The sequence below is a fragment of the Yinghuangia sp. YIM S09857 genome, assembly GCF_051388915.1.
GTDB lineage: Bacteria > Actinomycetota > Actinomycetes > Streptomycetales > Streptomycetaceae > Yinghuangia.
On record NZ_JBPKBH010000002.1, the window covers coordinates 427,600 to 454,584 of the forward strand.

At 73.1% G+C, this 26,985-nt stretch carries 25 protein-coding genes and 1 riboswitch; of the genes, 14 read left to right on the forward strand and 11 right to left on the reverse strand.

What is annotated here, in order from left to right; genetic code table 11:
* Window position 1 precedes the first annotated feature (1 nt).
* Window positions 2–158, reverse strand: a riboswitch (cyclic di-AMP (ydaO/yuaA leader).
* 420 nt (window positions 159–578) lie between these two features.
* Window positions 579–950, forward strand: a complete 372-nt coding sequence (locus tag ACRX5S_RS05155; protein WP_436771535.1) for a hypothetical protein — start codon at window positions 579–581, stop codon at window positions 948–950.
* Window positions 951–1,087: 137 nt separating this feature from the next.
* Here ACRX5S_RS05155 and ACRX5S_RS05160 read toward each other — a convergent pair whose 3' ends face one another.
* From ACRX5S_RS05160 to ACRX5S_RS05185, 6 genes are all read right to left on the reverse strand, one after another.
* Window positions 1,088–2,245: a hypothetical protein gene (locus ACRX5S_RS05160; protein WP_436771536.1), complete on the reverse strand. Its 1,158-nt coding sequence runs from the start codon at window positions 2,243–2,245 to the stop codon at window positions 1,088–1,090.
* A gap of 438 nt (window positions 2,246–2,683) precedes the next feature.
* Complete coding sequence (locus ACRX5S_RS05165; RefSeq protein WP_436771537.1) at window positions 2,684–4,261, reverse strand: phytoene desaturase family protein; 1,578 nt, start codon at window positions 4,259–4,261, stop codon at window positions 2,684–2,686.
* Between the two features lie 33 nt (window positions 4,262–4,294).
* Entirely contained in the window at window positions 4,295–5,074 is a 780-nt protein-coding gene (locus ACRX5S_RS05170) for an alpha/beta fold hydrolase (RefSeq protein WP_436771538.1), read from the reverse strand.
* Between the two features lie 112 nt (window positions 5,075–5,186).
* Complete coding sequence (locus ACRX5S_RS05175) at window positions 5,187–5,669, reverse strand: RNHCP domain-containing protein (RefSeq protein WP_436771539.1); 483 nt, start codon at window positions 5,667–5,669, stop codon at window positions 5,187–5,189.
* 12 nt (window positions 5,670–5,681) lie between these two features.
* On the reverse strand, window positions 5,682–6,026 hold the full coding sequence (locus tag ACRX5S_RS05180) for an RNHCP domain-containing protein (protein ID WP_436771540.1): 345 nt from the start codon (window positions 6,024–6,026) through the stop codon (window positions 5,682–5,684).
* Window positions 6,027–6,296: 270 nt separating this feature from the next.
* Window positions 6,297–7,331 carry an MBL fold metallo-hydrolase gene (locus tag ACRX5S_RS05185; RefSeq protein ID WP_436771541.1) on the reverse strand — a complete coding sequence of 345 codons (1,035 nt, stop codon included), beginning with the start codon at window positions 7,329–7,331 and terminating at the stop codon, window positions 6,297–6,299.
* Between the two features lie 326 nt (window positions 7,332–7,657).
* On the opposite strand from ACRX5S_RS05185, the gene ACRX5S_RS05190 reads away from it, so the two are divergent.
* From ACRX5S_RS05190 to ACRX5S_RS05210, 5 genes are all read left to right on the forward strand, one after another.
* Window positions 7,658–8,422: an SDR family NAD(P)-dependent oxidoreductase gene (locus tag ACRX5S_RS05190; protein ID WP_436771542.1), complete on the forward strand. Its 765-nt coding sequence runs from the start codon at window positions 7,658–7,660 to the stop codon at window positions 8,420–8,422.
* Window positions 8,423–8,763: 341 nt separating this feature from the next.
* Entirely contained in the window at window positions 8,764–9,528 is a 765-nt protein-coding gene (locus tag ACRX5S_RS05195) for a crotonase/enoyl-CoA hydratase family protein (protein ID WP_436771543.1), read from the forward strand.
* A gap of 421 nt (window positions 9,529–9,949) precedes the next feature.
* Window positions 9,950–11,956, forward strand: coding sequence for a transketolase (locus ACRX5S_RS05200; protein ID WP_436771544.1), 2,007 nt, complete (start codon window positions 9,950–9,952; stop codon window positions 11,954–11,956).
* A gap of 237 nt (window positions 11,957–12,193) precedes the next feature.
* Window positions 12,194–12,751: a type 1 glutamine amidotransferase domain-containing protein gene (locus tag ACRX5S_RS05205; RefSeq protein WP_436771545.1), complete on the forward strand. Its 558-nt coding sequence runs from the start codon at window positions 12,194–12,196 to the stop codon at window positions 12,749–12,751.
* A gap of 102 nt (window positions 12,752–12,853) precedes the next feature.
* Entirely contained in the window at window positions 12,854–13,228 is a 375-nt protein-coding gene (locus ACRX5S_RS05210; protein ID WP_436771546.1) for a VOC family protein, read from the forward strand.
* Window positions 13,229–13,256: 28 nt separating this feature from the next.
* Here ACRX5S_RS05210 and ACRX5S_RS05215 read toward each other — a convergent pair whose 3' ends face one another.
* Window positions 13,257–13,682: an SRPBCC domain-containing protein gene (locus ACRX5S_RS05215; RefSeq protein WP_436771547.1), complete on the reverse strand. Its 426-nt coding sequence runs from the start codon at window positions 13,680–13,682 to the stop codon at window positions 13,257–13,259.
* 216 nt (window positions 13,683–13,898) lie between these two features.
* Entirely contained in the window at window positions 13,899–14,345 is a 447-nt protein-coding gene (locus ACRX5S_RS05220; RefSeq protein WP_436771548.1) for a protein-tyrosine phosphatase family protein, read from the reverse strand.
* Between the two features lie 99 nt (window positions 14,346–14,444).
* On the opposite strand from ACRX5S_RS05220, the gene ACRX5S_RS05225 reads away from it, so the two are divergent.
* The 4 genes from ACRX5S_RS05225 (at window position 14,445) to ACRX5S_RS05240 (ending at window position 17,160) form a co-directional block, all read left to right on the forward strand.
* Window positions 14,445–14,789, forward strand: coding sequence for a DUF6479 family protein (locus tag ACRX5S_RS05225; RefSeq protein WP_436771549.1), 345 nt, complete (start codon window positions 14,445–14,447; stop codon window positions 14,787–14,789).
* A 198-nt stretch (window positions 14,790–14,987) separates the two neighbouring features.
* Complete coding sequence (locus ACRX5S_RS05230) at window positions 14,988–15,416, forward strand: DUF6296 family protein (protein WP_436771550.1); 429 nt, start codon at window positions 14,988–14,990, stop codon at window positions 15,414–15,416.
* A 135-nt stretch (window positions 15,417–15,551) separates the two neighbouring features.
* On the forward strand, window positions 15,552–16,007 hold the full coding sequence (locus tag ACRX5S_RS05235) for a DUF5709 domain-containing protein (RefSeq protein WP_436771551.1): 456 nt from the start codon (window positions 15,552–15,554) through the stop codon (window positions 16,005–16,007).
* A gap of 10 nt (window positions 16,008–16,017) precedes the next feature.
* Window positions 16,018–17,160, forward strand: coding sequence for a carboxylate-amine ligase (locus ACRX5S_RS05240; protein ID WP_436771552.1), 1,143 nt, complete (start codon window positions 16,018–16,020; stop codon window positions 17,158–17,160).
* Between the two features lie 157 nt (window positions 17,161–17,317).
* Here the strand turns inward: ACRX5S_RS05240 and ACRX5S_RS05245 are convergent, their stop codons facing one another.
* Window positions 17,318–17,953: a TetR/AcrR family transcriptional regulator gene (locus ACRX5S_RS05245; protein ID WP_436771553.1), complete on the reverse strand. Its 636-nt coding sequence runs from the start codon at window positions 17,951–17,953 to the stop codon at window positions 17,318–17,320.
* A gap of 121 nt (window positions 17,954–18,074) precedes the next feature.
* On the opposite strand from ACRX5S_RS05245, the gene ACRX5S_RS05250 reads away from it, so the two are divergent.
* Complete coding sequence (locus ACRX5S_RS05250) at window positions 18,075–18,365, forward strand: hypothetical protein (protein WP_436771554.1); 291 nt, start codon at window positions 18,075–18,077, stop codon at window positions 18,363–18,365.
* 59 nt (window positions 18,366–18,424) lie between these two features.
* Window positions 18,425–19,357, forward strand: coding sequence for a hypothetical protein (locus tag ACRX5S_RS05255; RefSeq protein ID WP_436771555.1), 933 nt, complete (start codon window positions 18,425–18,427; stop codon window positions 19,355–19,357).
* Window positions 19,358–19,377: 20 nt separating this feature from the next.
* On the opposite strand, the gene ACRX5S_RS05260 is transcribed toward ACRX5S_RS05255, so the two are convergent.
* The gene (locus tag ACRX5S_RS05260; RefSeq protein WP_436771556.1) at window positions 19,378–21,012 is read right to left on the reverse strand and encodes an MFS transporter; all 1,635 of its coding nucleotides are present in this window, start codon (window positions 21,010–21,012) and stop codon (window positions 19,378–19,380) included.
* Between the two features lie 29 nt (window positions 21,013–21,041).
* Entirely contained in the window at window positions 21,042–22,103 is a 1,062-nt protein-coding gene (locus ACRX5S_RS05265) for an ATP-dependent DNA ligase (RefSeq protein ID WP_436771557.1), read from the reverse strand.
* Between the two features lie 96 nt (window positions 22,104–22,199).
* Between ACRX5S_RS05265 and ligD the strand changes: the two genes are divergently transcribed.
* Complete coding sequence (gene ligD / locus ACRX5S_RS05270) at window positions 22,200–23,216, forward strand: non-homologous end-joining DNA ligase (RefSeq protein ID WP_436771558.1); 1,017 nt, start codon at window positions 22,200–22,202, stop codon at window positions 23,214–23,216.
* A gap of 787 nt (window positions 23,217–24,003) precedes the next feature.
* Entirely contained in the window at window positions 24,004–26,982 is a 2,979-nt protein-coding gene (locus ACRX5S_RS05275) for a helix-turn-helix transcriptional regulator (protein ID WP_436771559.1), read from the forward strand.
* Window positions 26,983–26,985: the final 3 nt, after the last annotated feature.

Below are 26,985 nucleotides of genomic sequence, written 5' to 3' on the forward strand. Positions count from 1 at the left end.
TCGTTCCTCTCCTGCCGCCTGCGAGGTGAGCTGTCGGATTCGGACCGGAGCGGCCCGGCCGCGCATGGCACGGCTTCACCCCAAGCCGGACCCGGATGTCCGGGTACGGCGTACCACCTGGTTCCCCCGCTCCCGTCCGGATGCTGTGCATCATCACCAGGACCGGGGACGGGATTCGGCGTTCCGGTCGGCGGGCCACGCCTGGGCGGCGAAACCGGGGGTGACGCTAGACAGAACGCCCGGGCCACCACAACTCGCGCGGGTCGGTTTCCGGCCGGATAAAGGGTGCGTCAAGCCAGGCAAGCCGCACAGAGGCTATTCCGGCCTACCGGTATGACATGCGGATATGTCGCAGAGTGAGCGTGACGGTCCGATCACCCAAAAAGTTTTGAAACCACCTTGACAAGAGCGGAAGGCAAATCCCACCACGTCCGATCTTGTCCATATTTGGGCAACGGAAGGGTTTGTCGCCCATTCGGATCCGCCGGACTGCGGCCCCCCGGTGGTGGCCCTAACGTCGACAGGACGACCGTCATTTCATGGCGACTCGTCATTAAATAGACATTTCAGGAGGCCCGGTGACCGAGGCCCTGCGCCGCAGCCTGACGTGGCTGTCCTCCCCCACGCCGCTCGCGCTCCCGATCCGTGCCCTCACCCTGGCCCTCGCCTGGGGCCTCGGCCTCGGCGGCATGGCGATGCTGTGGGAGGGGGTGCCCGGCGGCGCGGGCGGTTCCGTGGTCTGGTTCGGCTTCGGGATCATCGCCGCGGTCCTGGGCGGCGCGCTCGGCCTCTCGCTCTTCCTGCCGATCGCCCGCGACGAGACCTCGCGCGGGTCCGACCGCGCCTGGGGCGCGGCCGGGCTCGTCACCACCGTCGTATGCGCGCTCGGCGCCGTCGCCGTGCTGGGGTTCGACCAGCTCGCACGCTTCTGGGTCGGGCTGGGCCTGTAGGACCCGCACGGCCGGAGAACCAGGGAAAGGCCGGCGGCCGGTCCGGCCGCCCGACCCGTTTCCCGGCCCGACGGCCGGCCCCGTCTGCGATGCGGCCGCCCTTCCGGCCGCTCAAGGATTAACCCCTCCGGCGCCGCTCAGTACCAGCCCTGCCCGGCACCCGCCCCTCCCGCCCCGTACGCCTGACGGCGCGCGGCGGCCGCGCTCCGGCGCTTCCAGCGCAGGTACGAGCCGAGGTATCCGAACGTCCACAGCCCGCACGTGAACAGCACCCCGACCACGTGTGCCACGTGCGGGAACGGGCGTACCCCGGTGGCCGCCGGCTGGTACCCGGTCGCCGTGCCGCCCCCGGTGTGCGGGCCCGACCACGACGCGGACGGCACGGTCCCGGCCCGCGCGATCAGCCCAGGCAGCCATCCGAAGAGGCCGCGGGACGCCAGGCCGTTCACCATCGCGGCCTGGCTCGCCTGCCGCTGGGCGCGCTGCTGCGCGGCGGCCACCGCGTGCGCGGGGATCCGGGCGGGCTGCGGCCCGCCGCGGAAGGTCACCCCGTACAAGTCGCGCACCCGCTTGGCCTCCCACACCGACAGCGCGGTGATGGTGACCGGTGCGCCGAGCGTCACCACCATGGCGATCACCGTGGGCACCCGGTTGTTGCCCGGCGACGCGAGGTCGACGGCGGCGACCGCCCAGGACAGCGTCGGCGCGAGCAGGCTGGGCATCAGCAGGTGCCCGTCCGCGGCGGCGAACAGGTGCCGCGGCACCAGGAAGAAGGCGAAGATCGCGAAGAAGCCGGTCCAGATGAACCCGGCCAGTCCCAGCAGCAGAAGCACCCACAAGCCGGGGTTGTCGGGCCTGGCCTGGACCAGCCCCGTCGCCGTCACGGCCGCGAGCAGGCCGCCCGCCCCGAGGAACCACGCCATCGACATCATCGGGTAGCGCATCGCGCGGCGGGTCTCGCGGCGCACGTTGTCATGTGACAGCAGGACGAACGCCAGCGCACAGAGCGGCACGGCGACCATGGCGACCACGACCGAGACCGTGATGTGCAGAACCGCCTCGCTGACGATCTTGTCGCCCTCGACGCTGTCGTACTTCACCCCGACCCACACGACGACGGCCATGCCGATCAGGGTCCGGATCAGGCTGATCTGGTCGATGCGCGGGTCGGGCGGCGCGAGCCGGTTCTGCGGTTTCAGCGCGCGCTGGGCCGCGCCCTTCGGGTTGAGCAGGTACGACAGCACCTTGCGCGCGACGCCGCCGAACGTCCGCGGCGGCCGCGCGGGCGGGCCCACGGGGGTCTGACCCGGAAACTGACCGGAAGCCTGACCGGGGACCTGTGAGGAGTACGGTCCGGGCCCCTGGCCGGGAGGCGGCGTGCTCGCGGGTGCGCCGCCCGGCGGCGGCGCGGGGTACGCATGGGTTCCAGGCGGGGACGGGAATTGCCCTGTCCCACCGGGAGGTTGGGAAGGCGGCCACGGCGGTGGAGCGTGCGTCAAGGATCTGTCCTTCGTCTTGCCGGGTGTCTCACCGGGTGTCGCGCCGGGGGGCAATTCCGCGCAGCAGTATGGCGGAACGCGACGAGCCCACGACAGCGGGAGACCCCTCACGCTCCGGCCGGCTCGAAATGCCCGGGAAAACCTATGAATCGACACATGGACAAGATCCGTTTCACGGTGGTGCGAGGACTGCTGCCGACCGCGCAGACCCGGCCGGGGCGCAACCGCTCGCGGCTACCGTGCCAGCAGCGCCATCGCCGCGTTGTGGCCCGGGATCCCGCTCACCCCGCCGCCGCGACGCGCCCCGGCGCCGCCGAGGACGATGCGCTCGTACGCCGTCTCCACGCCCCAAGTCCCCGCCCGCGCCGCACCCTTGGCAGAGCCCTCGGCAAAGTCCTCGGCGAAGGCCTCCGCGAACGGCCACGCGAGGTCGCGGTGGAAGATGTGCCCCGCGGGCAGCCCGAGTTCGTCCTGCAAATCCAGCGGCGTGCGCGCCTCGACGCACGGCCTCCCGTCCGGGGTGCGCAACAGGCAGTCCTCGATCGGTTCCGCGAGGACGCTGTCGAGGGACGCCAGGGTCGCCTTGAGCGCGGCGGCACGTGCGCCGTCGTTGTCCTCCGCGAACAGCCGGGCGGGCATGTGCAGCCCGAAGAGCGTCAACGTGTGTACGCCCGCCGCCCGTTCGGCGGGTCCGAGGATCGTCGGATCGGTCAGCGTGTGGCAGTAGACCTCGGCGGGCGGCAGCGATGGGATGCGGCCCGACTCGGCCTCCGCGTACGCGGCGGCGAGCTGCCCGTACCCCTCGTTGATGTGGAACGTCCCGGCGAAGGCGTCCGCCGGGTCGACGCCCGGATCACGCAGTCTCGGCAGCCGGGCGAGCACCATGTTGACCTTGAGCTGCGAACCCTCGGGCGCCGGTCCCGCGGGCTCGTCGCCGAGTAGGCGTGCGAGGGTGTCGGGGGCGACCGCCGCGACGATGTGCCGCCCGGTGACCCGGAGTTCGGTGCCGTCGGCGCGATACGTCACCTCGCCGTCCGGGGTGACCGAGGTGACGTCAGCCCCGGTACGCAGGTCGGTTCCCGCGTCCCGCGCGGCCTCCGCGAGCGCACGCGTGACCGCCCCCATGCCGCCGACGGGGACGTCCCAGTCGCCCGTGCCGCCGCCGACGACGTGGTAGAGGAAGCAGCGGTTCTGGCGCAGGGCCGGGTCGTCCATCGGGGCGAACGTGCCGATCAGCGCGTCGGTCGACACGACTCCGCGCACGGTGTCGTCGGCGAAGGCCGCCTCGACGGCGTGGCCGAGCGGGGTGGCGAACAGGTCCTCCCATACCCGCGCGTCGTGCACGAGCCGGCGGAACTCCTCGGCGGAGCGCAGGGGTTCGGTCAGCGTCGGGAAGACCCGGGCGGCGAGGGAGCCCGTCGTCCGCCCCCAACTCTCCCAGGCGTCGGCGTCGCGGCGGCCCGCGATGCGGGTGAGCGAGGCGCGCGTACGCTCCCGGTCCTCCGAATCGACGAGCAGGCCGCCGTCGCCGCGCGGCGTGTACGAGCCGATCCGGCGCCGCCGCAGGACCAGCGGGAGCCCCAGATCGTCGGCGATCTTCCGGGGGAACAGGCTGACCAGGTAGGCGTACCGCGACAACCGCACGTCGACACCGTCGAACGGCCGGTCGGACACCGCCGCCCCACCGGTCTCGGCGCGCCGCTCCAGCACGGCCACCGAGCGCCCCGCCCGGGCGAGGTACGCGGCGGCGACGAGCCCGTTGTGCCCGCCGCCGACCACCACGACGTCGAAGTCGCCGCCTGAGCGGACCATGCGCGCCTCCCGTATCGCGGCCTGCGCCAGATGCTACGGCTCCGCGAAGAACTCGATCAGCACCGGACCCAGCGCGTCGACGGATACTTCGTGCGTCTGGTCCGGGAGGGTGATGGTCCGGGCACCGCCGATCGCCGACGCGACGGCCAGCACCGCGTCGTGCATGAACGCCATGCCCGCCGAGCCGTCCAGCAGCAGCGCGGGCACCCGGATCCCGGCGAAGCGCTCGACCGGTACCGTGCTGTCCCCCATCACGGCGAAGTCCTGGACCAGCGTGGGCGCGACGGCCACCAGCGAGGACCAGGCCGGGGTCGTGCGCATCTCCGCGACCGCCGCGGCCGGCATGCCGGTGGCGCCGAGGAAGTGTTCGAGGGCCTCGTCGGCCCGGCCGTCGCGGATCAGCCCCGGCACCGGGTCGGTCTGCCGCGCGGTCGCCGCCGCGTCGGCCTCCGAGGTCAGGTACGGCGGTTCGTACGCCGCCACGCGCGTGACCGGCAGGCCCGCCGCCGTCGCCTCCAGGGCGAGTGCGCCGCCCGAGGAGATCCCGTACAGCGCCGCGCTGCCGCCCGCCTCGGCGATCAGCGCCGCGATGTCCTCGATCTCCCGGGCCACCGCGTAGGGCGCGGTGTCGCCGCTCTCGCCGCGCCCGCGCCGGTCGTAGTTGAACACGGTGAAGTGCGGCGCGAGGAATTCGGCGAGGCCGCTGTGCACCTGGCGATCGCACAGGGCCCCGCCGACCAGGACCACCGGGTCGCCGTGGCCCGTCCTGTCGTACCCGATGACCGTGCCGTCCTTCGAGATCGCCTTGCCCATCGTGGGTTCTCCTCGTACGAGATGTGCGGTCGGGAGGTTCTGCACGAGTGCAGACTGCCGGGCACCCGCAAACTCATCGGTCCGCGGGCGCCTGGTCCCGACCCACGACGCGTCAGACCTCCGCCCCGGCCCTCCCCCACAGCGATCGCGCCCCGGCCGTGAAGCGCGGCCCGGCGAGCGGCCGGGTGGCCAGGCGCAGCAGAGCGACCGGGTTGTCGTCCCCGGCTATGCGGTTGGCGCGGAGGGTGCCGCAGCCCCGGCACTGGTGGACGAGCATCCATTCGCCGTCGTCCCGCACGCCGACCGTCAGCGCGGCCATCGGCGCGCGGCAGGTGGCGGAGCGGTCCCCCGGCGTACGCCCGTCGACGTGGCGGCTCGCGAGGCAGTGCGGGCAGTGGTTGCGGTGCGCGGTCCCCGGCGCGCGCAGCGGTACGTCGAGGCGGCAGCCGACGCACCGGAAGCTGTCGCCGCGTTCGCCGCCGGGCGGCCGAAAGTCCTTGCGGCGCTTGGCAGTACGGCTTGCGCGGCGGCTCGCATCGCGGCCTGCGTCGAGGCTTGCGTCACGGCTTCGCGAGGCGGAGTTCCTGCGTGGCACGGCAGCATCCCCTCACAGCTCGCCGAAGGCGTCGAGGGGGAACGGCGGGTGCGCGAGCGGGCGTACCGCGGTGCGCATCAGCAGCAGTTGGTTGTCGTCGCCGCGCACGCGGTCGGCGGTCAGCTCGCGGCATCCGGTGCAGCGGTGGATCAGCATCCAGTCCCCGTCGCGGGCGACGGCGATGGAGATCGGCGTCATGCGGCGGCCGCAATCGCGGGCGTCGCCGTGCCGCGCGTGCAGGCAACTGGGGCAGTGCGTGCGCGGATCCCCGTCCGGGGCCGCGCCGGGGGAGGTCAGGCCGCAGTGCGGGCAGGCGAAGTCGTCGCGCGTGGCGGGGATGGTGATGGTGTCGGACACCCGGTACTCCTGGCTGAGATGGTGCGGGGCAGCAGGAGCAGGCCGAACGAGGCCTCACAGGCCGGAGGGGAACTCGGGGTTGGCGGAGCGGTGGTCAGCGGACGCGTGCGTCCGTACCGCCGCCGTGAGGCGCGCTCGGCGCGGGCCGGGTCATCAACACCTCCGTGCTCGGGGCTCGGACGAGCCGGGTCGGGCGGGACGCGGGCGCGTCCGACTCAGGCACTGTAGGCGGGGGGCGTACCGGGTGCCACCGAATTTCCGCGCGGTGCGTCAGGGCGCCGCGTACCACCGGGCCGGACGCCCGCGCCGGGGCGGTTCACTGCGCAGTTCGCCCCGGGTGCGCAGCGCGTTGAGGTACGCGGTCGCGTCGACGAGCAGGGATTGCAGCGGGAAGCCGGACACCGAGTCCAGTGGCCGCCGGGTCATGCGGGACGCCACCTCCCACACCGTCGAGGCGCCGTCGCGTACCGCGTTTATCGTCTGGGCGAGTTTGCGTTCGTGGTGCTCGCGCAGAGTGGCGAGGCGCGGCGCGAGGTCGGTGAAGCGGTGCTCGTGGGCGGGCAGCACCTCGTCGGGGTCCAGTTCTCCGAGGCGGTCGAGGGCCCCGAGGAAGTCGGTGAGCGGGTCGCCGTCGTAGCCCGAATCGTGCATGCCGACGGGGAAGCGCGGCAGGACGTGGTCGCCGGAGAACAGCAGTTCGCGGTCCTCGTCCCAGAAGCAGAGGTGGCCGGGCGAGTGACCGGGCGTCCAGACGGCCCGCAGGTTCCAGCCGGGCACGGGCGGGCGCTCGCCGTCCTCCAGGAGGAGGTCGGGCCTGGGCAGTTCGATGCGCTCGCCGGGGCGGGCCGATTGCGCGGCGTCCTCGGCGACGTGATCGGGGGCGCCGGCGGCGAGCAGGATTTCCAGGTGCCGGTGCGCGGCGTCCGTCTCCCACACGCTCAGGACGGCGGCGTCCAGCGGGTGGAGGGACACCCACGCGCCGGATTCCGCGCGAATGCGTCCGGCCAGGCCGTAGTGGTCGAAGTGCGCGTGGGTGACGACGACTCCGCGGATGTCGGCGATGGAGGTGCCGAGTTCGGCGAGGCCGCGGGCGAGTCCGGCGTAGCTGTCGTCGTTGTCCCAACCGCTGTCGATGACGTACGGCCCGCGCGGGGTCTCCATCACGTAGACCATCACGTAGCGCGGGAGGCCCGGCAGCGGCACGGGCACGCTCCACAGCCCCGGCCGCACCTCCTCGACCGGCGGCAGCGCTCGTTCCGCCCGGGCCGTCCGCCCGGGCCCCTCCGGTCGTCGCGGTCCTGCCACGGATGCCTCCCTTCGGCGTGGTCACGCCTGCCACCTGTATAGATCACTCTGTATAGATCACCGGGGCGGGGGTGCGGACAGGGGCCCCGCGTCGGCGCCGCCGGGGCGCCCGGCGGACACGGAGCACGCACGAGCTCGCCCGCCCCGCGCGGGCCCGCGGCCGACAAGTGGCCACCGACGCCCCGGATGCGGGAGCCCGGTCCCCTGCATTGCGGCTCTTGCCTTCCCCTCCCCCGCGCCCTAGCTTAACGAGCGTTCATTACGTCGCAGCGTGCCGCGCCCGTACGGCAGTTCGCGTGCGCGCCTGCCCGAAGCGGGAGTTCTGCATGCGCATCGAAGGCATCTCCGCACTCGTGACCGGCGGCGCGTCCGGCCTGGGGCTGGGCACCGCCAAGCGCCTGGTGGCGGCCGGGGCGCACGTCGTGATCGTCGACCTCCCGCGGTCCGCGGGCGACAAGGCCGCGGCCGAACTCGGGGACAGGGCACGATTCGTGGCCGCGGACGTCACCGAGCCCGAGCAGCTCCGGGCCGCGATCGACGCGGCGGGCGAGTCCGGGCCGCTGCGCGCGGTCGTGCACTGCGCCGGGATCGGCAGCGCGATCCGGGTCGTGGACCGGTCCGGCAATGCGGGTGAACTGGCGGCGTTCGAGCAGGTCGTACGGGTGAACCTGATCGGCTCGTACAACGTGCTGCGGCTGGGCGCGGCGGCCATGGCGGCGGCCGAACCGGTGGACGGCGAGCGGGGCGTGGTGGTGCTCACCGCGTCGGTCGCGGCGTTCGAGGGCCAGATCGGCCAGATCGCCTACAGCGCGTCCAAGGGCGGCGTCGTCGCGATGACCCTTTGCGCGGCGCGCGACCTCGCGGGCCGCGCCATCCGCGTGAACACCATCGCCCCGGGCCTGATGGACACCCCGCTGTTCGACCTGCTGCGCGACGACATCCGCGACTCGCTCGCCGCGAGCGTGCCCAACCCGCGCCGCTTCGGCACGCCCGACGAGTACGGTCGGACCGCGCAGTTCGTCATCGAGAACGCCTACCTCAACGGCGAGACCCTGCGCCTGGACGGGGCCATCCGCATGGCACCGCGCTGACCGACGGGTCCGCGCCGCGCTCCGACGCCGGCCCGGCGTGGCGGGTTCCGGCCGACGTCGGCCGGAACCTCACCCGAGTCGCAGGCGTCGGATCCCGGCGCGGTTCCGCGGCCCGCGTCCGATTCCGCAGCCCGCACCCGGTCCGCGGACGCCCCATCCGCGATCCGACCCCACGGCCCGCTCCCACCACCCGCGCGGGCGTCCGCGCACCGCTCGCCCGCAACCCGCATGGGGGTCCCGCCCGGCTCCCCGCGACCCGTGCGCGGGTCCGCACACCGCTCCCCCACGCGCCCGTCGCGCTTCCCCGCGCCCGGGCCACCCGACTCGCCAGGAGGCTTCCGATGTCCGACGAGGTACTGGTCGAGCACGCCGACGGCGTCATGCTCGTCACGATCAACCGCCCCCGCGCCCGCAATGCCGTCAACCGCGCGGTGAGCGACGGAATCGCCGCCGCCATGGACGAGTTCGAGGCCCGCAAGGACATCACGGTCGCCGTCGTCACCGGCGCGGGCGGCACGTTCTGCGCGGGCATGGACCTCAAGGCGTTCGTGGCCGGGGAGAACGCCCTGCACCGCGAGCGCGGCTTCGCGGGCATCGCGAGCAGGCCGCCGCGCAAGCCGGTGATCGCCGCGGTCGAGGGGTACGCGCTGGCCGGCGGCTGCGAGATCGCCCTCGCGTGCGACATGGTGGTGGCGGCCGAGGACGCCGCGTTCGGCATTCCCGAGGTCAAGCGGGGACTGGTGGCGGGCGCAGGCGGGCTGATGCGGCTGCCGCGGCGGATCCCGTACCAGATCGCCATGGAGCTCGCGCTGACCGGCGACCCGCTGACCGCCGCCGAGGCGCACCGCCTCGGCCTGGTGAACCGCCTCACCGCGCCGGGCGGGGCGCTCGTCGCGGCACGCGAACTGGCCGCCCGGATCGCGGTCAACGCGCCGCTCGCGGTGGCGGCCACCAAAGAGGTCGTGGTCGCGTCCGCCGACTGGTCCGCGGACGAGGCGTTCGCCCGCCAGCAGGAGATCATCGGCCCGGTCTTCCGCTCCTCGGACGCCCGCGAGGGCGCGATCGCCTTCGCGGAGAAGCGCCCGCCTGTCTGGCGAGGCGAGTAGCGCACCGATTGCGGAGCGCGCGCCGCCCGGCGCGGTGCGGCGCGGCCCAGCACGAGACGGCGTGAGCCACGATGCGGCCCGGCCCGGGGCGGCGCAGTGCGGCCCAGCGCAGGACGGCCCAGCGCGGGACGGCGCAGGGCGGCCCAGCGCGGGATGCGCACTGCGGCCGGGCGCAGGGCGGCCCAGCGCGGGATGCGCACTGCGGCCGGGCGCAGGGCGGCACAGTGCGGCCGGCCGCGGGGCGGCCCGGCGCGGGGCGGCCCGGCACGGCGCGAGGCGGCCCGGCACGGCGCGAGGCGGCCCGGCACGGCGCGAGGCGGCGCGTCGCGCCCGGCCCCACCCGCTCCGCTCGGTTTCGCGCGAGGCGACAGGGGCAGCGGCGCGAGAGGCACCCGCCCGCCGTACGGAAGGACTCGCCGCCATGCCCGACCGCTCGTTCGACGCACGTGACACCCAGATGGACGAACTCGCTCGTGAGCTGCGCATCGACGCGGTCCGCTCCTCCTCGGCGGCCGGGTCCGGGCACCCCACGTCCTCGCTGTCCGCGGCCGACCTGATGGCCGTGCTCCTGGGCCGCCACCTGCGCTTCGACTTCGACGACCCGGCGCACCCCGGCAACGACCGGCTGATCTTCTCCAAGGGTCACGCCACACCGCTGCTGTACGCGATGTACCGGGCCGTCGGCGCGATCGACGACGACGAACTCCAGACCTTCCGGCGCCGCGGCAGCCGCCTGGAGGGCCATCCCACCCCGCGGCTCCCCTGGGTCGACTTCGCCACCGGGTCGCTCGGCCAGGGTCTGCCGCTGGGCGCCGGACTGGCCTGGGCGATGGCCCGGCTCGAACGCCCCTCCGGATCCGAGGACGGGGACGGAAGCGGCGACGGCGGGGACGCGCGAGCCGCCGGGTCCGGCGGTGCCGCGTCCCAGGCCGTCCCGCGCGTGTGGGTGCTGAGCGGGGACGGCGAGCTGGCCGAGGGCTCGGTGTGGGAGGCCGCCGAGTTCGCCGGGTACCACCGCCTGGACAACCTGGTCCTGGTCGTGGACGCCAACCGGCTCGGGCAGCGCGGCCCCACCCGGCACGGCTGGGACCTGGACGCGTACACGAACCGGTTCAACGCTTTCGGCTGGCACACCCGGGCCATCGACGGCCACGACACGACCGCGATCGACGACGCCTACGTCGACGCCGAGGACACGTTGGGACGTCCGACCGCGATCATCGCGCGCACGCTCAAGGGCCGCGGCGTGCCCGAGGTCGAGAACCGCGAGGGCGCGCACGGCAAGCCCGTGCCGCAGCCCGATCTGGCCATCGCGGCGCTGGGCGGCGAGCCGCGCGACCGGGTGACCGTGCGCACGCGCCCGCCCGTCAACATGCGTGCGGTGCCGCGGGCCGGGGAGCGCGACGCCGATCGGGACAAGGACGCCGAGCTCCCGTCGTACGAGGTCGGTGAGAGCGTCCCGACGCGCAAGGCCTTCGGGGCGGCGCTCGCGGCGCTGGGCGATGCACGGGCGGACGTCGTCGCCATCGACGGCGAGGTCGGCGACTCCACCGGGCTCCAGCCTTTCGCCGAGCGCCACCCGGACCGGTTCCTGGAGTGCTACATCGCCGAACAGCAGCTCGTGTCCTCGGCCGTCGCGGCGCAGTCGCGGGGGTGGGTGCCGTACGCGGCGACGTTCGCGGCGTTCCTGACCCGCGCGCACGACTTCCTGCGCATGGCCGCGATCGGCCGCGCCGACCTGTGCATGGTCGGCTCACACGCCGGGACCTCCATCGGCCAGGACGGGCCGTCCCAGATGGGCCTCGAAGACCTGGCCATGTTCCGCACGCTGCACGGCAGCACGGTCCTGTACCCGTGCGACGCCAACCAGACCGCCCGGCTCGTCGCCGAGCTGGCCGACGGGACCGGCATCCGCTACTTGCGGACCACGCGCGGCGAGACGCCGGTCGTGTATGGACCGGACGAGGACTTTCCCGTCGGCGGCAGCAAGGTGCTGCGTGCCGGCGACGCCGACCGCGCCACCCTGGTGGCGGCCGGGATCACGGTGCACGAGGCGCTGAAGGCCGCCGACCGCCTGGCCGAACGGGGCGTGCCGGTACGGGTGGTCGACGCGTACTCGGTCAAGCCGATCGACGCGGCGGCGCTGCGCGAGGCCGCGGCGGCCACCGGCTGCCTGGTCACCGTCGAGGACCACCGGCCCGAGGGCGGTCTCGGCGACGCGGTGGCCGAGGTGTTCGCGGGTGCGGACACCGGGGACGCGCGGGACGACAGGGTGGGCGGCGACCGCACTCCGCCGCGGCTCGTCCGCCTGGCCGTCCGGCACATGCCGGGCTCGGCGACACCGGACGAGCAGCTCGCGGACTCGGGCATCGACGCGGCGGCGATCGAGGCCGCGGTGCTCGGCGTCGTCGGGAACGGGCGGGGCTGACGGACTGCCGCCGCGGGCGCACGTCGCGGGGGATCTCCGCAACAGGCCGTGTTTGCCGTTCCCGGCCGAGGGCAGCGTCGCGCATGCGAGATCCAAAAGCTTGATCCAAAACGCGAGGTCCGAACGCGATGCGCAACCGCGGGCCCCGAACGCGAGGCCCGAACGCCGGACCCGAACGCCGGACCCGAACCGAACGCGACACCCGTACGACCGAGTCACGAAAGCGAGTGGTACCCCATGGCAGCCGCACTCGACGGGCGGAAGATCGCCTTCCTGGTCGCCCCCGAAGGCTTCGAGCAGGTGGAGCTGACCTCGCCCTGGCAGGCGGTGGAAGGGGCCGGCGGCACGCCCACTCTGGTCTCCACCAAGGGCGGCAAGGCGCAGGGCTTCGACCACCTGGACCGCGCGGACCAGTTCGGCGTGGACGCCGAGGTGGCCGACACATCCGCGGACGACTTCGACGCGCTGGTCCTGCCCGGCGGCGTCGCGAACCCCGACTTCCTGCGCACGGACGAGGGCGCGGTGGCCTTCGCCAAGGCGTTCTTCGACCAGGGCAAGCCGGTCGCGGTGATCTGCCACGGCCCGTGGACGCTGGTCGAGGCCGGGGTCCTGCGGGGCCGCCGGGTGACCTCGTGGCCGAGCCTGGCCACCGACATCCGGAACGCGGGCGGAGACTGGGTGGACGAGGAGGTCGTGGTCTGCGAGGACGGGCCCAACACCCTGGTCAGCAGCCGCAAGCCCGGCGACCTCCCGGCGTTCGACGACGCCCTGGTACGCACCTTCGCCGCGGTTTGAGCGCTCACCCGCGAGGCCCGAGCCCGGAGACCCGAGGCCCGGAGACCCGAGCCCGAGACCAGCGACACCCGCGAACCCGAGAGAACAGCGAGAGGCCCCCTGATGTTTGAGGACAGCAAGGCGTTCAGCGGATTCGCCGTACAGGACATCGCCGCCGCCAAGGAGTTCTACGACCGCCTGCTCGGCGTCAGCACGATCGAGCGGAACGGCCTGCTGGAGCTGCACCTCTCAGGCGGCACCACCGTGCTGGTGTATCCCAAGGAAAACCACACCCCGGCCACGTTCACCATTCTGAACTTCCCGGTGCCGGACATCGAGAAGGCGGTCGACGAACTCACCGCACGCGGCGTCGCGATGCAGCGGTACGACGGGTTCGAGGCCGATGAGAAAGGCATCTGCCGCGACCCCGCCGGACCGCCGATCGCGTGGTTCACCGACCCGTCCGGCAACATCCTGTCGGTGCTTGAGGTGGCGTGACCTCCGGCGTCGGCCGGTGGATCGACACCTACCCCATCTCGGCGGCGAGCCGGTCGAGGCACTGGCGCCAGCCGGCCGCGACCCCTTCGGCGTTGCCCGTGTCGGTAGGCACGTGCGTGAGAACGACGACGCTGCCGCCGCTCTCCCCGGCACGGACCTCGACCCGCACGTGGTCGTCGAACTGTCGCTCGCTGCCCTGGAGATCGTGCTCGTCGAAGGCGAACACGCGCCGCTTGGGGTCGAAGTCGGTCAGCGTCGCCTCGATCACGCCGCCCTCGTACTCGAACGCCAGGCGGCCCCCGACGCGGGGCTCGAACGCGGCGACCGGGAACGGGTACCAGCGGCCCAGCCGTTCGGCGGTACTGACCACGGCCCACACCTGCTCCGGATCGTGCGGCAGGCGCCGCTCGAAACGCAGCGCGGAGCGGCCGTTGACGACAACTGTGGACACCATGCGCGGCTCCTTCGACGACGGGTACGGACGTTCACATTGTCCGACCGGCAATACCCGCAAACCCGTGCACACCGGATCCCCGCGCGTGTCGTCCCCGTGCGCGCGGCTGCGTCCGGCGGATGTCCGGTCAGTGCCGGGTCGGTGCCGGGTCGGTGCCCGGCCAGTGCCCGGGTCAGTGCCTGGTCCGTCCCCGGCCCGTGTCCGGTCACTGTCCGGTCAGTGTCCCGGCGTCCTCGCGCCGAACCTGCGGACGTACCGCTTCTGCCACGGCGTCTCGACCGCACGTTTGGCGTAGTGGGCCCGTACGTACGAGACGGCCTCGCCGGACGGCACCCCGTCCAGCACCGCCATGCACGCGAGCGCCGTACCCGTACGGCCGACCCCGCCGCCGCACGCGACCTCGACCCGCTGGTCCCCGGCCCGCTCCCACGCCTCGCGCAGCGCTTCGACGGCGTCCGGGCGGTCGGTCGGCAGCCGGAAGTCGGGCCAGCGGACCCAGCGGCTGTCCCAATCCACCGGCGGCGGTTCGTGGCCGAGCAGGTACAGCGCGAACTCGGGGTGCGGGCCGTGCGGCAGCGGTCGCCGCAGGCCCCGGCCGCGCACCCGGCGGCCGGAGGGAAGCCGCAGTACACCGGGGGTTTCGGGGTCCCATGTGGCAGTCATGCGGGCCACCTTAAAGGGGCACCCGGGGACCGCCGTCCGGCGTGCGCGGAAAGATCGGCGAAAACGGATCATTCGCCCGTGATCGGGTAGCCGGAAGGTATGAGGACTCAAGAACTTGCCGCGAGTGTGGCGGTACCGCTGACCCTTGCGGTCATCGCCGCCGTGATTGTGGCGGGCTTGCTCATCTGGCCGGTCGTGAACGGCGTCCGGCAACGCCGGCGTCCGCCCCCGGACAATGCCCGCGAGGTCGCTTGGACGGCGCACGACGACAACGTGCGCCATGCCCGTGAACCCAACGAGATGCCGCGCGACGGCCGGCGGCGTCTCCCCCACGAGATCGCCGGGTACGGGACGCTGAGCTCCCGCCCCCGCGCCGACGAGCCGCCGACCCCGGCGCCGCCGCCGGGCCCGGACAGCGGGTCCACGTCGCGGCCGCCCGAATAGCCGCGGGGGCGCCCCGCCGGGTCGGACGGCCCGGCGGGGCGCCCCCTTGCCCGGTTCGTCACCGGACCGGCGTGCTTCCGTGGCACGTGGTCGACGCGCTGCGCACGCGTCCGTTGCACGCATTCGTCGCACACGTTCGTCGCACACGTTCGTCGCACATCCGTCGCGGAGGGCCGCGGAATCGGAGGTGTGCGAGGGTTGAGTGCTGTCCTCTGGGACGCGCGTGAAGCATCCTCACCGGAGCAATCGGCGCAACCGCCACAAGAAAGCGTCGTTGCCCGAACAATCGGCTTAAAACTGCGGGAAGGCGCCGACAATAGAGGCCAGTACCCGGACTTTCCCGGCCGGGCGATCACGCGCACCGACCCGGTGGATGCCAGGAGGCGCGCGATGGTGCCGACAATCGACCGCTACGCCATAACCCTCACGGGGGGCCCGGGCGGTCCGCACACGCCGCCGATGGTACTGACCGTGCACCGCACCGAACTCCACGGTCCGGACGGCTTTCCGGTGTACAGCGACGCCAGCGGCCTGTTCCGTGTCCAGATTGCGGGCGACGTGGCGCGGCCGCTCACCGGGACCAAGTGCTTCGGCCACAAACTGCTGCATGCCGTACCGCTTCCGTAACCAGTCCGCGCATTTCGTCTCGGACGCACGGTGACGGGAGCGTTGTCGCGTCGGCTCCGGCCGCATCGGACCGCCCGTCCCGGGTAGCCCCCGGGAAAGGAACGCGTGCGCAGCAGTCCGGAAAGGAGCCCTCTCATGCCGCATCAGGAAAGGGGCGACGACGTCTACCAGCCGGTGAACTCGGACGCCGGCAATCCCCCGAACGACGATCTGGACCTGCAAAACGCCCTGGACGAACGAACGCTCGACGACACACTGGACGAGGGCTACTCGCCGCCGGAACGCCCGCTCGCGGTCGAGGACTACGGCACGACGCAGGATGAACAGGCGTCCGGCGAACCGCTCGACCTGCGCCTGGCGCGCGAACAGCCCGAGGTGGCACCCTCCCCCGGCGACGGCATCGGCGATCTCGCGGAAGGCAACGGAGAGCCGGTGGACGGGCAGGTGGGCGACGAGCGCACCGGGCGACTGACCGATGACGAGGCGTCGTCGCGGTACGGATACCGGGGACTTGGGCACGACGTGGGTATCGACGGAGGTGCGGCGACGGCCGAGGAGGCGGCCGTGCACACGATCCCCGACGAGAGGTAGGTCCGCCTACATGCGAGACGAACCGGCTCCGCCGTGGGACGCGACCCTCGGCGTCGAGGAGGAATTCCTCATCGCGGACCCGGTGCGCCTCGAACCGCTGGCGGCCGTACCCGACATCCTGGACACCGTGGCCGAGCAGGCCGTCGCGGCCGAACTGAAGACGGAGTTGCTGGCCTCGCAGGTCGAGGCGGCGACCGGGGTGTGCGGGACGCCGACCGCGCTGCGTAGCCAACTGGCCGAGTCCCGCCGGGCGTTGGCAGAGGCGGCGGCGGTGCACGGGGCCGTCGTCCTGTCCACCGGGTTCGCTCCGGACTCGTCGGACCGTGCCGTGCACGAGGTGTCGGCGGGCGAGCGCTACCGGCAGGTGGGCGACCTCTACCAGGCGGTGGCCACGGACTACTCGGCGTGCGGCTGCCATGTGCACGTGGGCGTCGGCGACCGCGGCACGGCGGTGGCGGTGGTCAACCACCTGCGGCCGTGGCTGCCGACGCTGCTGGCGCTGTCGGCGAACTCCCCCTTCGCGAACGGGCGGGACACGGGGTACGCGTCATGGCGCGCGGTGACCCAGTGCCGCTTTCCCGGGTTCGGAGTCCCGCCGTGGTTCCGCGATCTGGCGGCGTACGAACAGGCGTTGGCCCGCCGAGCGGAACTCGGGATCACCGTGGACGCGCGCATGACCTTCTGGGTCGCACGGCCGTCGGAGCACGTTCCGACGGTCGAAGTGCGCGTTGCGGACGCCCTCGCGACGGTCGATGAGACCGTCTTGCAGGCGGGGCTGGTCCGGGCGCTGGTGGTGCGGGCGCAGATGGACCTGAAGGCGGGACGGGAGGCCCCGCCGGGCGACCCGTCGGTGGCGGAGGCTGCCATGTGGTCTGCGGCGAGGTACGGGCTCGACGGTTTCGGGGTGGATCCGTTCTCCGAACGCCGGGTGCCTGCCGACAAGTTGCTGGACGACCTGTTGGCGCACGTGGCCGACGCCCTGACCGAGACCGGGGACCGCGAGGAGGTGTTGGCGCTGGCCGCCGCGGTACGGAGCGAGGGGACGGGCGCCCGGCGGCAGCGGATCGCGGCGAAATCGGGCGGGCTGCGGGCTGCGGCCGACTTGGTCACCTTGCGGCCCGGACCGGACGGCGGCGACGGCTGGTCGCGGTGACGGCTGGTTTCCCGTGAAGGCGGGATTTTGTGAAGGCGGGATTCCGTGAAGGCCGGTTTCTGTAAAGGCCGGTTTGTGTGAAGGCCCGATTCCGTGACGGCCCGTTTCTGTGCAGGCCGGTTGCCGGTGAGGGTTGGCTGCGGCAGTGCGGGGCCGGTCAGACGTCGCAGAGTTGGGGCACGAGCGTCGCGTACGTCCACTCCTCCCACTCCCGCGGCGTCCAACCGCGTTCCCGGACGAAGAGCAGGTACAGCTCGGTGCTCAGCATGGCGTAGAGCAGGTCCGCGGCGCGTGCGGGTGGGACGTCCGGCCGCGCGCCCGGCTTGGCGGTCAGGGCCGCCGCGGCCGCGGACTGCACGACGAAGCGCGGGTCGGTGCCACTCGGCCACAGGGCCGCCACATCGGGGTCGGTGGCCACGGCCGCGGCGACCATCTCGGTGATGGGCGCGACGCGTTGGAGCACCGCACGGGTCCCGGCGATGTGCGCGCGCAGATGTTCGGTCGCGGTCGGCGCGGCCAGCGCGTCCCGGAACCAGGGGCGGTCCATGGTGGCCACCGGTTCGTCGTCGCCGGCGATCGTGACGTCGACGAGTTCCTTGAGCAGCGCCCGCTTGTTGCCGAAGACGAAGTAGATCGTCTGGACGGCGACACCGGCCTCCTTCGCGACCTCTTGCAGGGTGGTCGCCCCGTAGCCCTGCGCGGTGAACAGGGTGTGTGCCGCATCGACGATCCGGCGGCGCGTCTGCCGCGCCTTCTCGGCCTGTTTCCCGCGGCCGCCCTTGACTGGACTCATGACTGGAGTGTAGCTCTAGAGTATCGACTAGAGTTCAACTCTAGAGATAAGCGCCAGATATCAGCGCTGGTACCAGGTGCCAGAGATCGGCACACCCCGCACCCGCAGAGGAGCCACCGTCATGAGCGTCGTCCGCATGGTCCGCTTCAGGACCGACCCCGCCGACACCGACGAGATGCTGACCCGCCGCGCGGCCATGATCGACGTCGTCCGCGCCAAAGTCCCCGGCCTGATCGAGGCGCGGCTGTCCCGCCTGGAGGACGGCTCCTGGATCGACCAGTGGCAGTACGCGACCGCCGCGGACGCCGAGGCGGCCGTCGCCGACGCCGACGAAATCCCCCAGGTGCGCGCCGCGTTCGCCCTCGTCACCGAGCCCGTGGGCGAGATGGCCGAGGTCGTCGACGTCCGCTGAACGCGCCGAAGCCCGCACGACGCACGAGGCGCCACGTACACCCCGGAAGGAACAGCGCGATGAAAGTCCTGGTACTCGGCGGCTACGGAGCCGTCGGCCGGCACGTGGTGGCCGTGCTGCGCGATGCGGGCGACACCGCGTACACCGCGGGCCGCAACCCCGCCCGCGCCGACCGCGTCGTGGACCTGCGGCAGGGCGGCCTGGCCCCGGCCGCGCTGAAGGGAATCGACGTCGTCGTCAACGCCGCAGGGGTCGAGCGCCCGCACCTCGTCACGCAGGCGACCGATGCGGGCGCCGCGTTCGTGGACATGACCGCCTCCACCGCGTACGTGCACGCGGTGGAGGCGATGTCCCCGGCGGGGCCGGTTCTGCTCAGCGTCGGCCTGGCGCCGGGTCTGACCACGCTGCTCGCGACCGCCGCGTACGCCGACGCGCCCGGCCCGGTGGACATCGCCCTCGTGCTCGGCGCGGGCGAGAAGCACGGCCCGGCCGCGACCGCGTGGACTTACGACCTGATCGGCCGGCACTTCCCCGACACCGAAGGGGGCCCTCCACTGCGCAACTACACGCGCGGCCGGGCCTTCGAGCTCCCCGGGCTGGGCAAACGGCGGCTCTACCGTACGGACTTCTCCGATCAGCACACCCTCACGCGCGACCTGGGCGCGCCCGTTCGCACGTACTTCGGCCTCGACTCGCGCGCCGCTACGGCCGCGCTCGCGCTACTGACCCGCGTACCGGGCGGCTCGCGCGCGCCACGCGGGCTGCACGTGCCGGGCAGCGACCGGTGGGTGGCGTACGCCCGCTCCGCCTCCGGCCGCGCCCACTGGGCCGAGGGCCGCTCGCAGTCGCTCGCCACCGCCTTGGTGACCGTTGCGGCCGTACGTCGAACAGTCAGCCTGGGAGCGGGAGTTCACCACCTCACCAAGGTGCTCGCACTCGAAGAGGCAGCCGCAGAGGAAGGCATCACCCTCCACATCCCGGCCACACGATGACCAGGCGCGGCGACGGCCGGTCACACAGCCGTACGCCCGCCCCCACTCGGCCCGCCGTCCGCCGCCGCACCCCCGGGAGCCGACCCGTCCCCGGCACCTCCGCCCTCCGGCCCCCCGTCCCCCAAAACCCGCGTCCCCGGATGGAACAGACACGCAAGGAAGCTCAAAACCAAGGCCGCCGCCATGGCGTAGAGGACCGCCTGCGTAGCCTCCGCATAATCCCGCTGAATCTCCGGCCAGACCCGCTGCACGAGTTCCGCCGTCGGCCCGCTCCCCGTGTGGTCGCCGCCGCCCGCGCCGGTGATGCTGTCGCCGAGCGCGTCGCCGACCGCGCGTGCCTCGGCGGCGGGGAGTCCTTCGTCCCGCAGTGTGTCGGTGATGCGGTCGGCGGTGGTGTGCACGAGGAGGGTGCCGAGGGCGGCCATGCCGAGGGCGGAGGCGAAGTTGCGCACCGTCTGGGTGATGCCGGTGACCTCGCCGTACGAGGCCCCGATCGAACGGTTGACCGCGTCCGTCGACGCCGGACCGAGCAGCAGCCCGATCCCGGCCCCGGCCATGACGATGTAGAACCACTGCGCGCCGAGCGAAAGGTCGGTGGCCGTGTGCCCCCACAGCGCGAACCCGCCCGCGCTGACGAGGGTTCCGGCGAGCATCGACGGCTTGGCGCCGCGTTTGTCGAGGACACGTCCGCCGATCTGCGCGGCGGGGCCGAACCCGGCGAAGAAGATCAGCAGGTACAGCCCGGCCTCGGACGCGGACGAGCCGAGCGCGACCTGCGAGTACACCGACGCGAAGAAGAACACCGGGACGAAGGCGATCATCGCGAAGAACAGCACCGCGTTGTCGGCGGAGAATGCGCGGTCCCGGAACACGCGGACCTTGATCAGCGGGACCTCGGTGCGCAACTCTACGGCCACGAACGCCGCGAGCAGCACCAAGCCGCCGACGATGCACGCCCACGTGGCGGCACTCCCCCAGCCCCACGACTGGGCCTGCTGGAGTCCCAGCACCGCGGCGGCCATTCCACCCGCCACCAGGGCCGCACCCGGCAGGTCGAGCGGTTCGCGCCGGTGCTCCGTGCGGATGTCGGCGCGCAGCGTGAGCACCACGGCCACGATCGCGACCGGGATGTTGACCCAGAAGATGCCGCGCCACGTCCACGTGGTGAGCCAGCCGCCGAGGATCGGCCCGACCGCCGTGAGGCCGCCCGACAGGCCGAAGAACAGCGCGAGGGCGCGCCCGCGTTCCTCGACCGGGAACACCGAGACCACGATCGCGAGCGCCGCCGGGAACATGAGCGCGCCGCCGATGCCCTGCGTGGCCCGGAATGCCACCAGCCACGTCTGCGCGATGTCCCCGGACGGCGCTGCGCCGCACAGGGCCGAGGACACCGCGAAGACCGCGATGCCGACGAGCACCATGCGGCGGTGGCCGAGGACGTCCGACAGCCGCCCGCCGAGCGCGAACGCGGCGGCCATCGCGAGGAGGTACGCGTTGACGACCCACTGCACGCCCGTGGCGGTCAGACCCAGTTCGCGCACGATGTCGGGCGCCGCGATCGACACGATCGACTGGTCGATGAAGGTCATCGACACGGCGAAGAGCATGGCCGCGAGCGCGGTGTAGCGGCCGCCGCGGGCGGCGAAACGGTTCATGCGGGCAGTCTCCTCGGCGGCCGCGGGCGCTACGCGTTCAGGACGTCCGCGAGATCGTACCGCGCGGGCTCGGCGAGTTGCGCGTAGGTGCAGTCGGCGGCGTCCTTGTCCGGGCGCCAGCGCCGGAATCGCGTCGTGTGCCGGAACCGGTCGCCCTGGGTGTGGTCGTACGCCACCTCGCACACCAACTCGGGGCGCAGCGGCACCCAGTCCAGCGTGCGCCCGCCCGTCCAGCGGCTCACCGCGCCCGGCAGGCGGTCGGTCTCGTGTGCCTCGGCCTCGGCCCAGCGCGCCCAGGGGTGCTCGGACAGGTCCTCGATGCGGTGAGGCTGGAGCTCGTCGACGAGTTCGGCGCGACGAGCCATGGTGAAGGACGAACTGACGCCGACGTTTTGCAGGCGCCCGCTGTCGTCGTACAGCCCGAGCAGCAGCGAGCCGACGATCGGCCCGGACTTGTGCTCGCGGTACCCGGCCACGACGCAGTCGGCCGTGCGCTCGTGCTTGACCTTGACCATCGCGCGTTCATCGGGGAGGTAGCGACCCGCCGGGTCCTTGGCCACGATGCCGTCGAGGCCGGCGCCCTCGAACCGCTCGAACCACGCGGCGGCGACCTCGGGGTCGTCGGTCGCGGGGGCGAGGTGCACGGGCGGCGGCGTGTGGGCGAGCGCGCGTTCCAGGGCCGCGCGACGTTCGGTCAGCGGCCGTTCCATGTAGGAGTCGTCGCCGAGCGCGAGCAGGTCGAACGCGACGAACGACGCCGGCGTCGTCTCGGCCAGATGCCGTACGCGCGACTCCGCCGGGTGGATGCGGTCCTGCAACCGGTCGAAGTCGAGGTGGTCCCCGGTTGCGATGACGAGCTCGCCGTCCAGCACGCAGCGCTCGGGCAGGAGCCGCAACGCGGCGTCCACGACGTCGGGGAAGTAGCGGTCGAGCGGCTTGGTGTTGCGGCTGCCGATCAGCACCTCGTCGCCGTCGCGGAAGACGATGGCGCGGAAGCCGTCCCACTTCGCCTCGTAGTGCATGCCGGGCGGAATCCGGGCGGCGGCCTTGGCGAGCATCGGCTTGACCGGTGGCATGACGGGAAGGCGCATGGCCACAGTCTGCCGCGACAAACCCCCACAAACTCATAGCAACACCAGATAACTCCAAATACGCCGCCAATCACCCACCGCTGGTTACTCTGAGGCATGAGCGCTGCCGAGCAACTGGAGATCGACGGCAGGTCCGTCCGGCTGAGCAACGCCGACAAGGTGTACTTCCCCGAGCGCGGCTTCACCAAGGGCGACATCGTCCGGTACGTCATGGCCGTCGGCCCGGGCATGCTCCGCGCGTTGGCCGACCGGCCGACGACGCTGGAGCGGTACCCGGACGGCGTGCACGGCGAGTCCTTCTACCAAAAGCGCGTGCCGAAGTACCTGCCGGAATGGATCCCGACCGCGCGCATCCGGTTCCCGAGCGGACGCACGGCGGACGAGATGTGCCCCGACAGCGTCGCCGCGCTCGTCTGGGCCGCGAACCTGGGCTGCCTGACCTTCCACCCCTGGCCGGTGCGCCGCCCCGACACCGAGCACCCCGACGAACTGCGCATCGACCTCGACCCGCAGCCCGGCACCGATTTCGCGGACGCCGTCCGCGCCGCGCACGAGATGCGGGGCGTCCTCGCGGACCACGGCCTCACCGCCTGGCCCAAGACCTCCGGCGGCCGCGGCCTGCACCTCTTCGTCCCGATCCGCCCGAAGTGGACCTTCGTCGAGGTACGCCGCGCGGTCATCGCCCTCGGCCGCGAACTCGAAACGCGCATGCCGGACCACGTGACGATGTCGTGGTGGAAGGAGGAACGCGGCCAGAAGGTCTTCGTCGACTACAACCAGATGGCGCGCGACCGCACCATCGCCAGCGCGTACTCCGTACGCGCCAACCCCCGGGCCACCGTCTCCGCCCCGCTCACCTGGGACGAACTCGACGACGCCCACCCGGACGACTTCGACATCGCCACCATGCCGGAGCGCTTCGCGCGCCTGGGCGACCTCCACGCCGAGATGCCGAACAACCCCTGCGACCTGACCCCCGCGCTGACCCTGGCCGACCGCCACACCCGGGACCAGTCCCTGGGCGACCTCCCCTACCCCCCGGACCACCCCAAAATGCCCGGCGAACCCCCCAGAGTCCAACCCAGCCGAGCCCGTCCTCCGGAAACCCCGTAGCCCAGGGCCCAACCCGCCGCGCAGATCGCCCCCGCAGGTGTCGCCGCTCGGCGAAGCGTGGCCTTCGGGTTGATGCGGCGCCCCACAGTCGGTGCGCTGGATGCGCTTGGTGGGGGGTGTCCGCCATCCCCCGGAAAGGGTCTCGGCCTGTCGCCCCCGCACGCGTCGCCGCTCGGCGGAGCGTGGCCTTCAGGTTGATGCGGCGCCCCACAGCCGGTGCGCTGGATGCGCTTGGTGGGGGGGTGTCCGCCACCCCCCGGAAAGGGTCTCGGCCTGTCGCCCCCGCACGCGTCGCCGCTCGGCGGAGCGTGGCCTTCAGGTTGATGCGGCGCCCCACAGCCGGTGCGCTGGATGCGCTTGGTGGGGGGGTGTCCGCCACCCCCCGGAAAGGGTCTCGGCCTGTCGCCCCCGCACGCGTCGCCGCTCGGCGGAGCGTGGCCTTCAGGTTGATGCGGCGCCCCACAGCCGGTGCGCTGGATGCGCTTGGTGGGGGGGTGTCCGCCACCCCCCGGAAAGGGTCTCGGCCTGTCGCCCCCGCACGCGTCGCCGCTCGGCGGAGCGTGGCCTTCAGGTTGATGCGGCGCCCCACAGCCGGTGCGGTCGATGCGCTTGGTGGGGGGTGTGTCTGCCACCCCCCGGAAAGGGTCTCGGCCTGTCGCCCCCACACGCGTCGCCGCTCGGCGGAGCGTGGCCTTCGGGTCGGTGCGGCGCCCCACAGTCGGTGCGCTGGGTGGGGGGGTGTCCGCCATCCCCCGGAAGGGGGGCGGCGTGACAGGATTGGGGGGTGTTGGGATATGGGAGGTTTGAGACGCCGTTTGTGGGGCGGGGAGCGGAGATCGGGGCGCTCAAGGATGCGTTGCGGCGGGCTCGGGGTGGGGATCCTCAGGCGGTGCTGGTGGCCGGTGAGGCCGGGGTCGGGAAGACGCGGCTGCTGACGGAGGCCACCGGGCTCGCGGCGGAGGCCGGGATGACGGTGCTCGTGGGGCACTGCGTCGATCTCGGCGAGGTGGGTCTGCCGTACTTTCCCTTCACCGAGATGCTGCGGACCGTCGAGGCCGACGCGGCGCTGGCGCGCACGCTGGACGGGCATCCCGCCGTGCAGCGGCTGCTGTCGCCCGGCGCGCGCGAGCAGGACGCCGGGCGCGAGACCGGGGTGCGGTTGCGGCTGCTCGACGACGTCGCCGCGCTCGTCGCGGATCTCGCCGAGCAGGCGCCGGTGCTGTTGGTGGTCGAGGACCTGCACTGGGCGGACCAGTCGACACGCGATCTGCTGCGTTTCCTGCTCACGCGCCTCGTGCCGCAGCGTTCCGGCGGAGCGGCGAGCCAGCGTGTGGCCTTGCTCGCGTCGTACCGGTCCGACGACCTCCACCGCCGACACCCCCTGCGGCCCCTGCTGGCGGAGCTTGTACGGCTGCCCCCGGTGACGCGCCTGGAGCTCGGCCCGATGGACGACGACGCCGTGGCGCGACTCGTACGGTCGTTCGACGCGGAGCCGGTGCCCGAGGACACCGTGCGGCGCATCGTCGAGCGCGCCGAGGGGAACGCCTTCTACGCCGAGGAACTGCGCGCCGCCGCGGCCGACAGTCTCGGCGGCGTACCGCCGGGCCTGGCCGAGGTGTTGCTGACCCGCATCGAGCAACTGTCCTCCACCGCCCAGCGCGTGCTGCGCACCGCGGCCGTGGGCGGGCGGCGCGTGGAGCACCGGCTGCTCAGCGACGCCGTCGAACTCCCCGAGGAGGATCTGGAGTCCGCGCTGCGCGAGGCGGTTGGACGGCACCTGCTCGTGTCGGAGCCGGACGGCACCTACGCGTTCCGGCACGCGCTGACGCGTGAGGCCGCGTACCGCGACCTGTTGCCGGGCGAACGCGTGCGCATCCACGGGCTGTACGCCCGTCTGCTGACCGCCGACGACCGCCGCGCCGGGAGCGCCGCCGAGCGCGCGCACCACCACCGGGAGAGCCACGACCTGCCCGGCTCCCTGACCGCGTCCCTGGAGGCCGCCGACCATGCGGCCCGGGTCGGAGCCCCCGCCGAGGAACTGCGGCACGTCGAGTCGGCCCTGGACCTGTGGGACGCCGTGCCCGACGCCGCGGACCTCGCCGAGACCGACGACGTGGCCCTCATGCTCCGCGCCTCGGCGGCGGCCGTACGCATGGGCGAGGCCCATCGCGCGGTCACGCTCGCCCGCGCCGCCCTCGGCAAGGTCGCGTCGGGCGCCGACACCAACCTCGCCGCGAAGGTCCGCTACACCCTCGCGTCGAACCTCATGAGCGTCGACAACCTCCAGGCCGCCTACGAGTTCAGCAGCCAGGCGCTCGCCCTCATCCCGGCCGACCCGCCGTCGCTCACCTGGCTGTGGGCCGCCGCGACCCACATTCAAGCCGCCTATTACGTCAGCGAGTTGGAAATCGCGCGGGAGTTGGGTGCCCGCGTCATCGAGGCGGCCACCCTGCTGGGCGCGGACGACGTGCGCGCCGACGTGCTCATCAGCACGACCGGCATGAGCAAGGACAACCGCCAGACCGAGGCGGGCCGCGAACGTCTGCGCTCGGCACACGACTTGGCGCGCCAGGCGGGCAACGCGGCGATCGAGCTGCGCGCGGTCTTCAACCTGGCGATGGGTTCGTACGAGTCGGGCCGCCTGGACGAGGCCATGCGCTGGCTCGACGAGGGCCACGAACGGGCCCGCCGCACCGCGCAGTTGACGTCACCGTACCCGCTGGAGATGCGCTACCTCCGCGCCCTCACCCTCTACACCGTGGGCCGCTGGGACGACGCGCTGTCCGCCGCCGCGACCGCACCCTCGGCGTTCGGCCACGTGGACGGCGCAGGGCTGTACGTCCCTTTGGGGCGCGGCGAGCCCGGGGTCGCGGAGCGCGCCGAAGCGCTGTTCACGCGCAGGCCGTTCAACTGGATGGGCTCGCTGGTCGGCGGTGCCGTGATGACCGAGGAGGCTGCGCTGCGGGGCGACGCCCGCGCCGCGGTCGATTGGGCCGGGCGTACGCTCGACGCGCTGGAGACCGAAAGGATCCCCTACCCCGACATCGGAATCCGGCTCTCCGCCCTGGCGTTGGGCGCCATCGGCGACGAGGCCGCCGCGCTGCGCCTGACCGGCGACACCGCCGCGCTGGCCGAATGGGCCGAGGTGGCCGATGGGTTGGTGGAGCTCGCCCGGACCACCGAGCGACGCCCGAAGCACCACAACAGCAGCGGGCCCGAGGGCAAAGCGTGGCTGCTGCGCGCCGAGGCCGAACGCCTGCGCATCGCGGGCGAACCGGCGGTGGAGGCGTGGCGGAAGGCGGTCGCGGCCTTCGACTACGGCAACGTGTACGAGCACGCCCGTGTCCAACTGCGCCTGGCCCAGGCCCTCCTGGCCGACGACGAGCGCGAGGAGGCGGCCGCGGTCGCAAGCACGGTGCGCGACACGGCCGAACGCCTCAAGGCGGCGCCGCTGCGCGAGGCGGTCGACGCGCTGATGCGCCGCGCCCGGCTCGGCAGCACCCCCGGCGCCGCGACGCGCGAACCCGTCGCCGACGCCGCGGTGCTGACCGGCCGCGAGCACGAGGTGCTGGAGCTCCTGGCGCTCGGGCGGACCAACCGCCAGATCGGCGAGGAGCTGTTCATCAGCGCCAAGACCGCGAGCGTGCACGTGTCCAACATCCTGGCGAAGGTGGGCGCCGCCTCGCGGACCGAAGCGGTGGCGATGGCATACCGCAAGGGCCTGATCGCGGACGCCGGGCGCGACCCGGGACCGGAAGCCCGGTGACCC

Excerpts from the sequence above, each read along its gene's own strand:
- ACRX5S_RS05165 (WP_436771537.1), bottom strand. The coding sequence starts at position 4,261 with ATGGTCCGCTCAGGCGGCGACTTCGACGTCGTGGTGGTCGGCGGCGGG.
- ACRX5S_RS05170 (WP_436771538.1), bottom strand. The coding sequence starts at position 5,074 with ATGGGCAAGGCGATCTCGAAGGACGGCACGGTCATCGGGTACGACAGG.
- ACRX5S_RS05190 (WP_436771542.1), top strand. The coding sequence starts at position 7,658 with ATGCGCATCGAAGGCATCTCCGCACTCGTGACCGGCGGCGCGTCCGGC.
- ACRX5S_RS05195 (WP_436771543.1), top strand. The coding sequence starts at position 8,764 with ATGTCCGACGAGGTACTGGTCGAGCACGCCGACGGCGTCATGCTCGTC.
- ACRX5S_RS05200 (WP_436771544.1), top strand. The coding sequence starts at position 9,950 with ATGCCCGACCGCTCGTTCGACGCACGTGACACCCAGATGGACGAACTC.
- ACRX5S_RS05205 (WP_436771545.1), top strand. The coding sequence starts at position 12,194 with ATGGCAGCCGCACTCGACGGGCGGAAGATCGCCTTCCTGGTCGCCCCC.
- ACRX5S_RS05210 (WP_436771546.1), top strand. The coding sequence starts at position 12,854 with ATGTTTGAGGACAGCAAGGCGTTCAGCGGATTCGCCGTACAGGACATC.
- ACRX5S_RS05215 (WP_436771547.1), bottom strand. The coding sequence starts at position 13,682 with ATGGTGTCCACAGTTGTCGTCAACGGCCGCTCCGCGCTGCGTTTCGAG.
- ACRX5S_RS05220 (WP_436771548.1), bottom strand. The coding sequence starts at position 14,345 with ATGACTGCCACATGGGACCCCGAAACCCCCGGTGTACTGCGGCTTCCC.
- ACRX5S_RS05225 (WP_436771549.1), top strand. The coding sequence starts at position 14,445 with ATGAGGACTCAAGAACTTGCCGCGAGTGTGGCGGTACCGCTGACCCTT.
- ACRX5S_RS05235 (WP_436771551.1), top strand. The coding sequence starts at position 15,552 with ATGCCGCATCAGGAAAGGGGCGACGACGTCTACCAGCCGGTGAACTCG.
- ACRX5S_RS05240 (WP_436771552.1), top strand. The coding sequence starts at position 16,018 with ATGCGAGACGAACCGGCTCCGCCGTGGGACGCGACCCTCGGCGTCGAG.
- ACRX5S_RS05245 (WP_436771553.1), bottom strand. The coding sequence starts at position 17,953 with ATGAGTCCAGTCAAGGGCGGCCGCGGGAAACAGGCCGAGAAGGCGCGG.
- ACRX5S_RS05250 (WP_436771554.1), top strand. The coding sequence starts at position 18,075 with ATGAGCGTCGTCCGCATGGTCCGCTTCAGGACCGACCCCGCCGACACC.
- ACRX5S_RS05255 (WP_436771555.1), top strand. The coding sequence starts at position 18,425 with ATGAAAGTCCTGGTACTCGGCGGCTACGGAGCCGTCGGCCGGCACGTG.
- ACRX5S_RS05260 (WP_436771556.1), bottom strand. The coding sequence starts at position 21,012 with ATGAACCGTTTCGCCGCCCGCGGCGGCCGCTACACCGCGCTCGCGGCC.
- ACRX5S_RS05265 (WP_436771557.1), bottom strand. The coding sequence starts at position 22,103 with ATGCGCCTTCCCGTCATGCCACCGGTCAAGCCGATGCTCGCCAAGGCC.
- ligD (WP_436771558.1), top strand. The coding sequence starts at position 22,200 with ATGAGCGCTGCCGAGCAACTGGAGATCGACGGCAGGTCCGTCCGGCTG.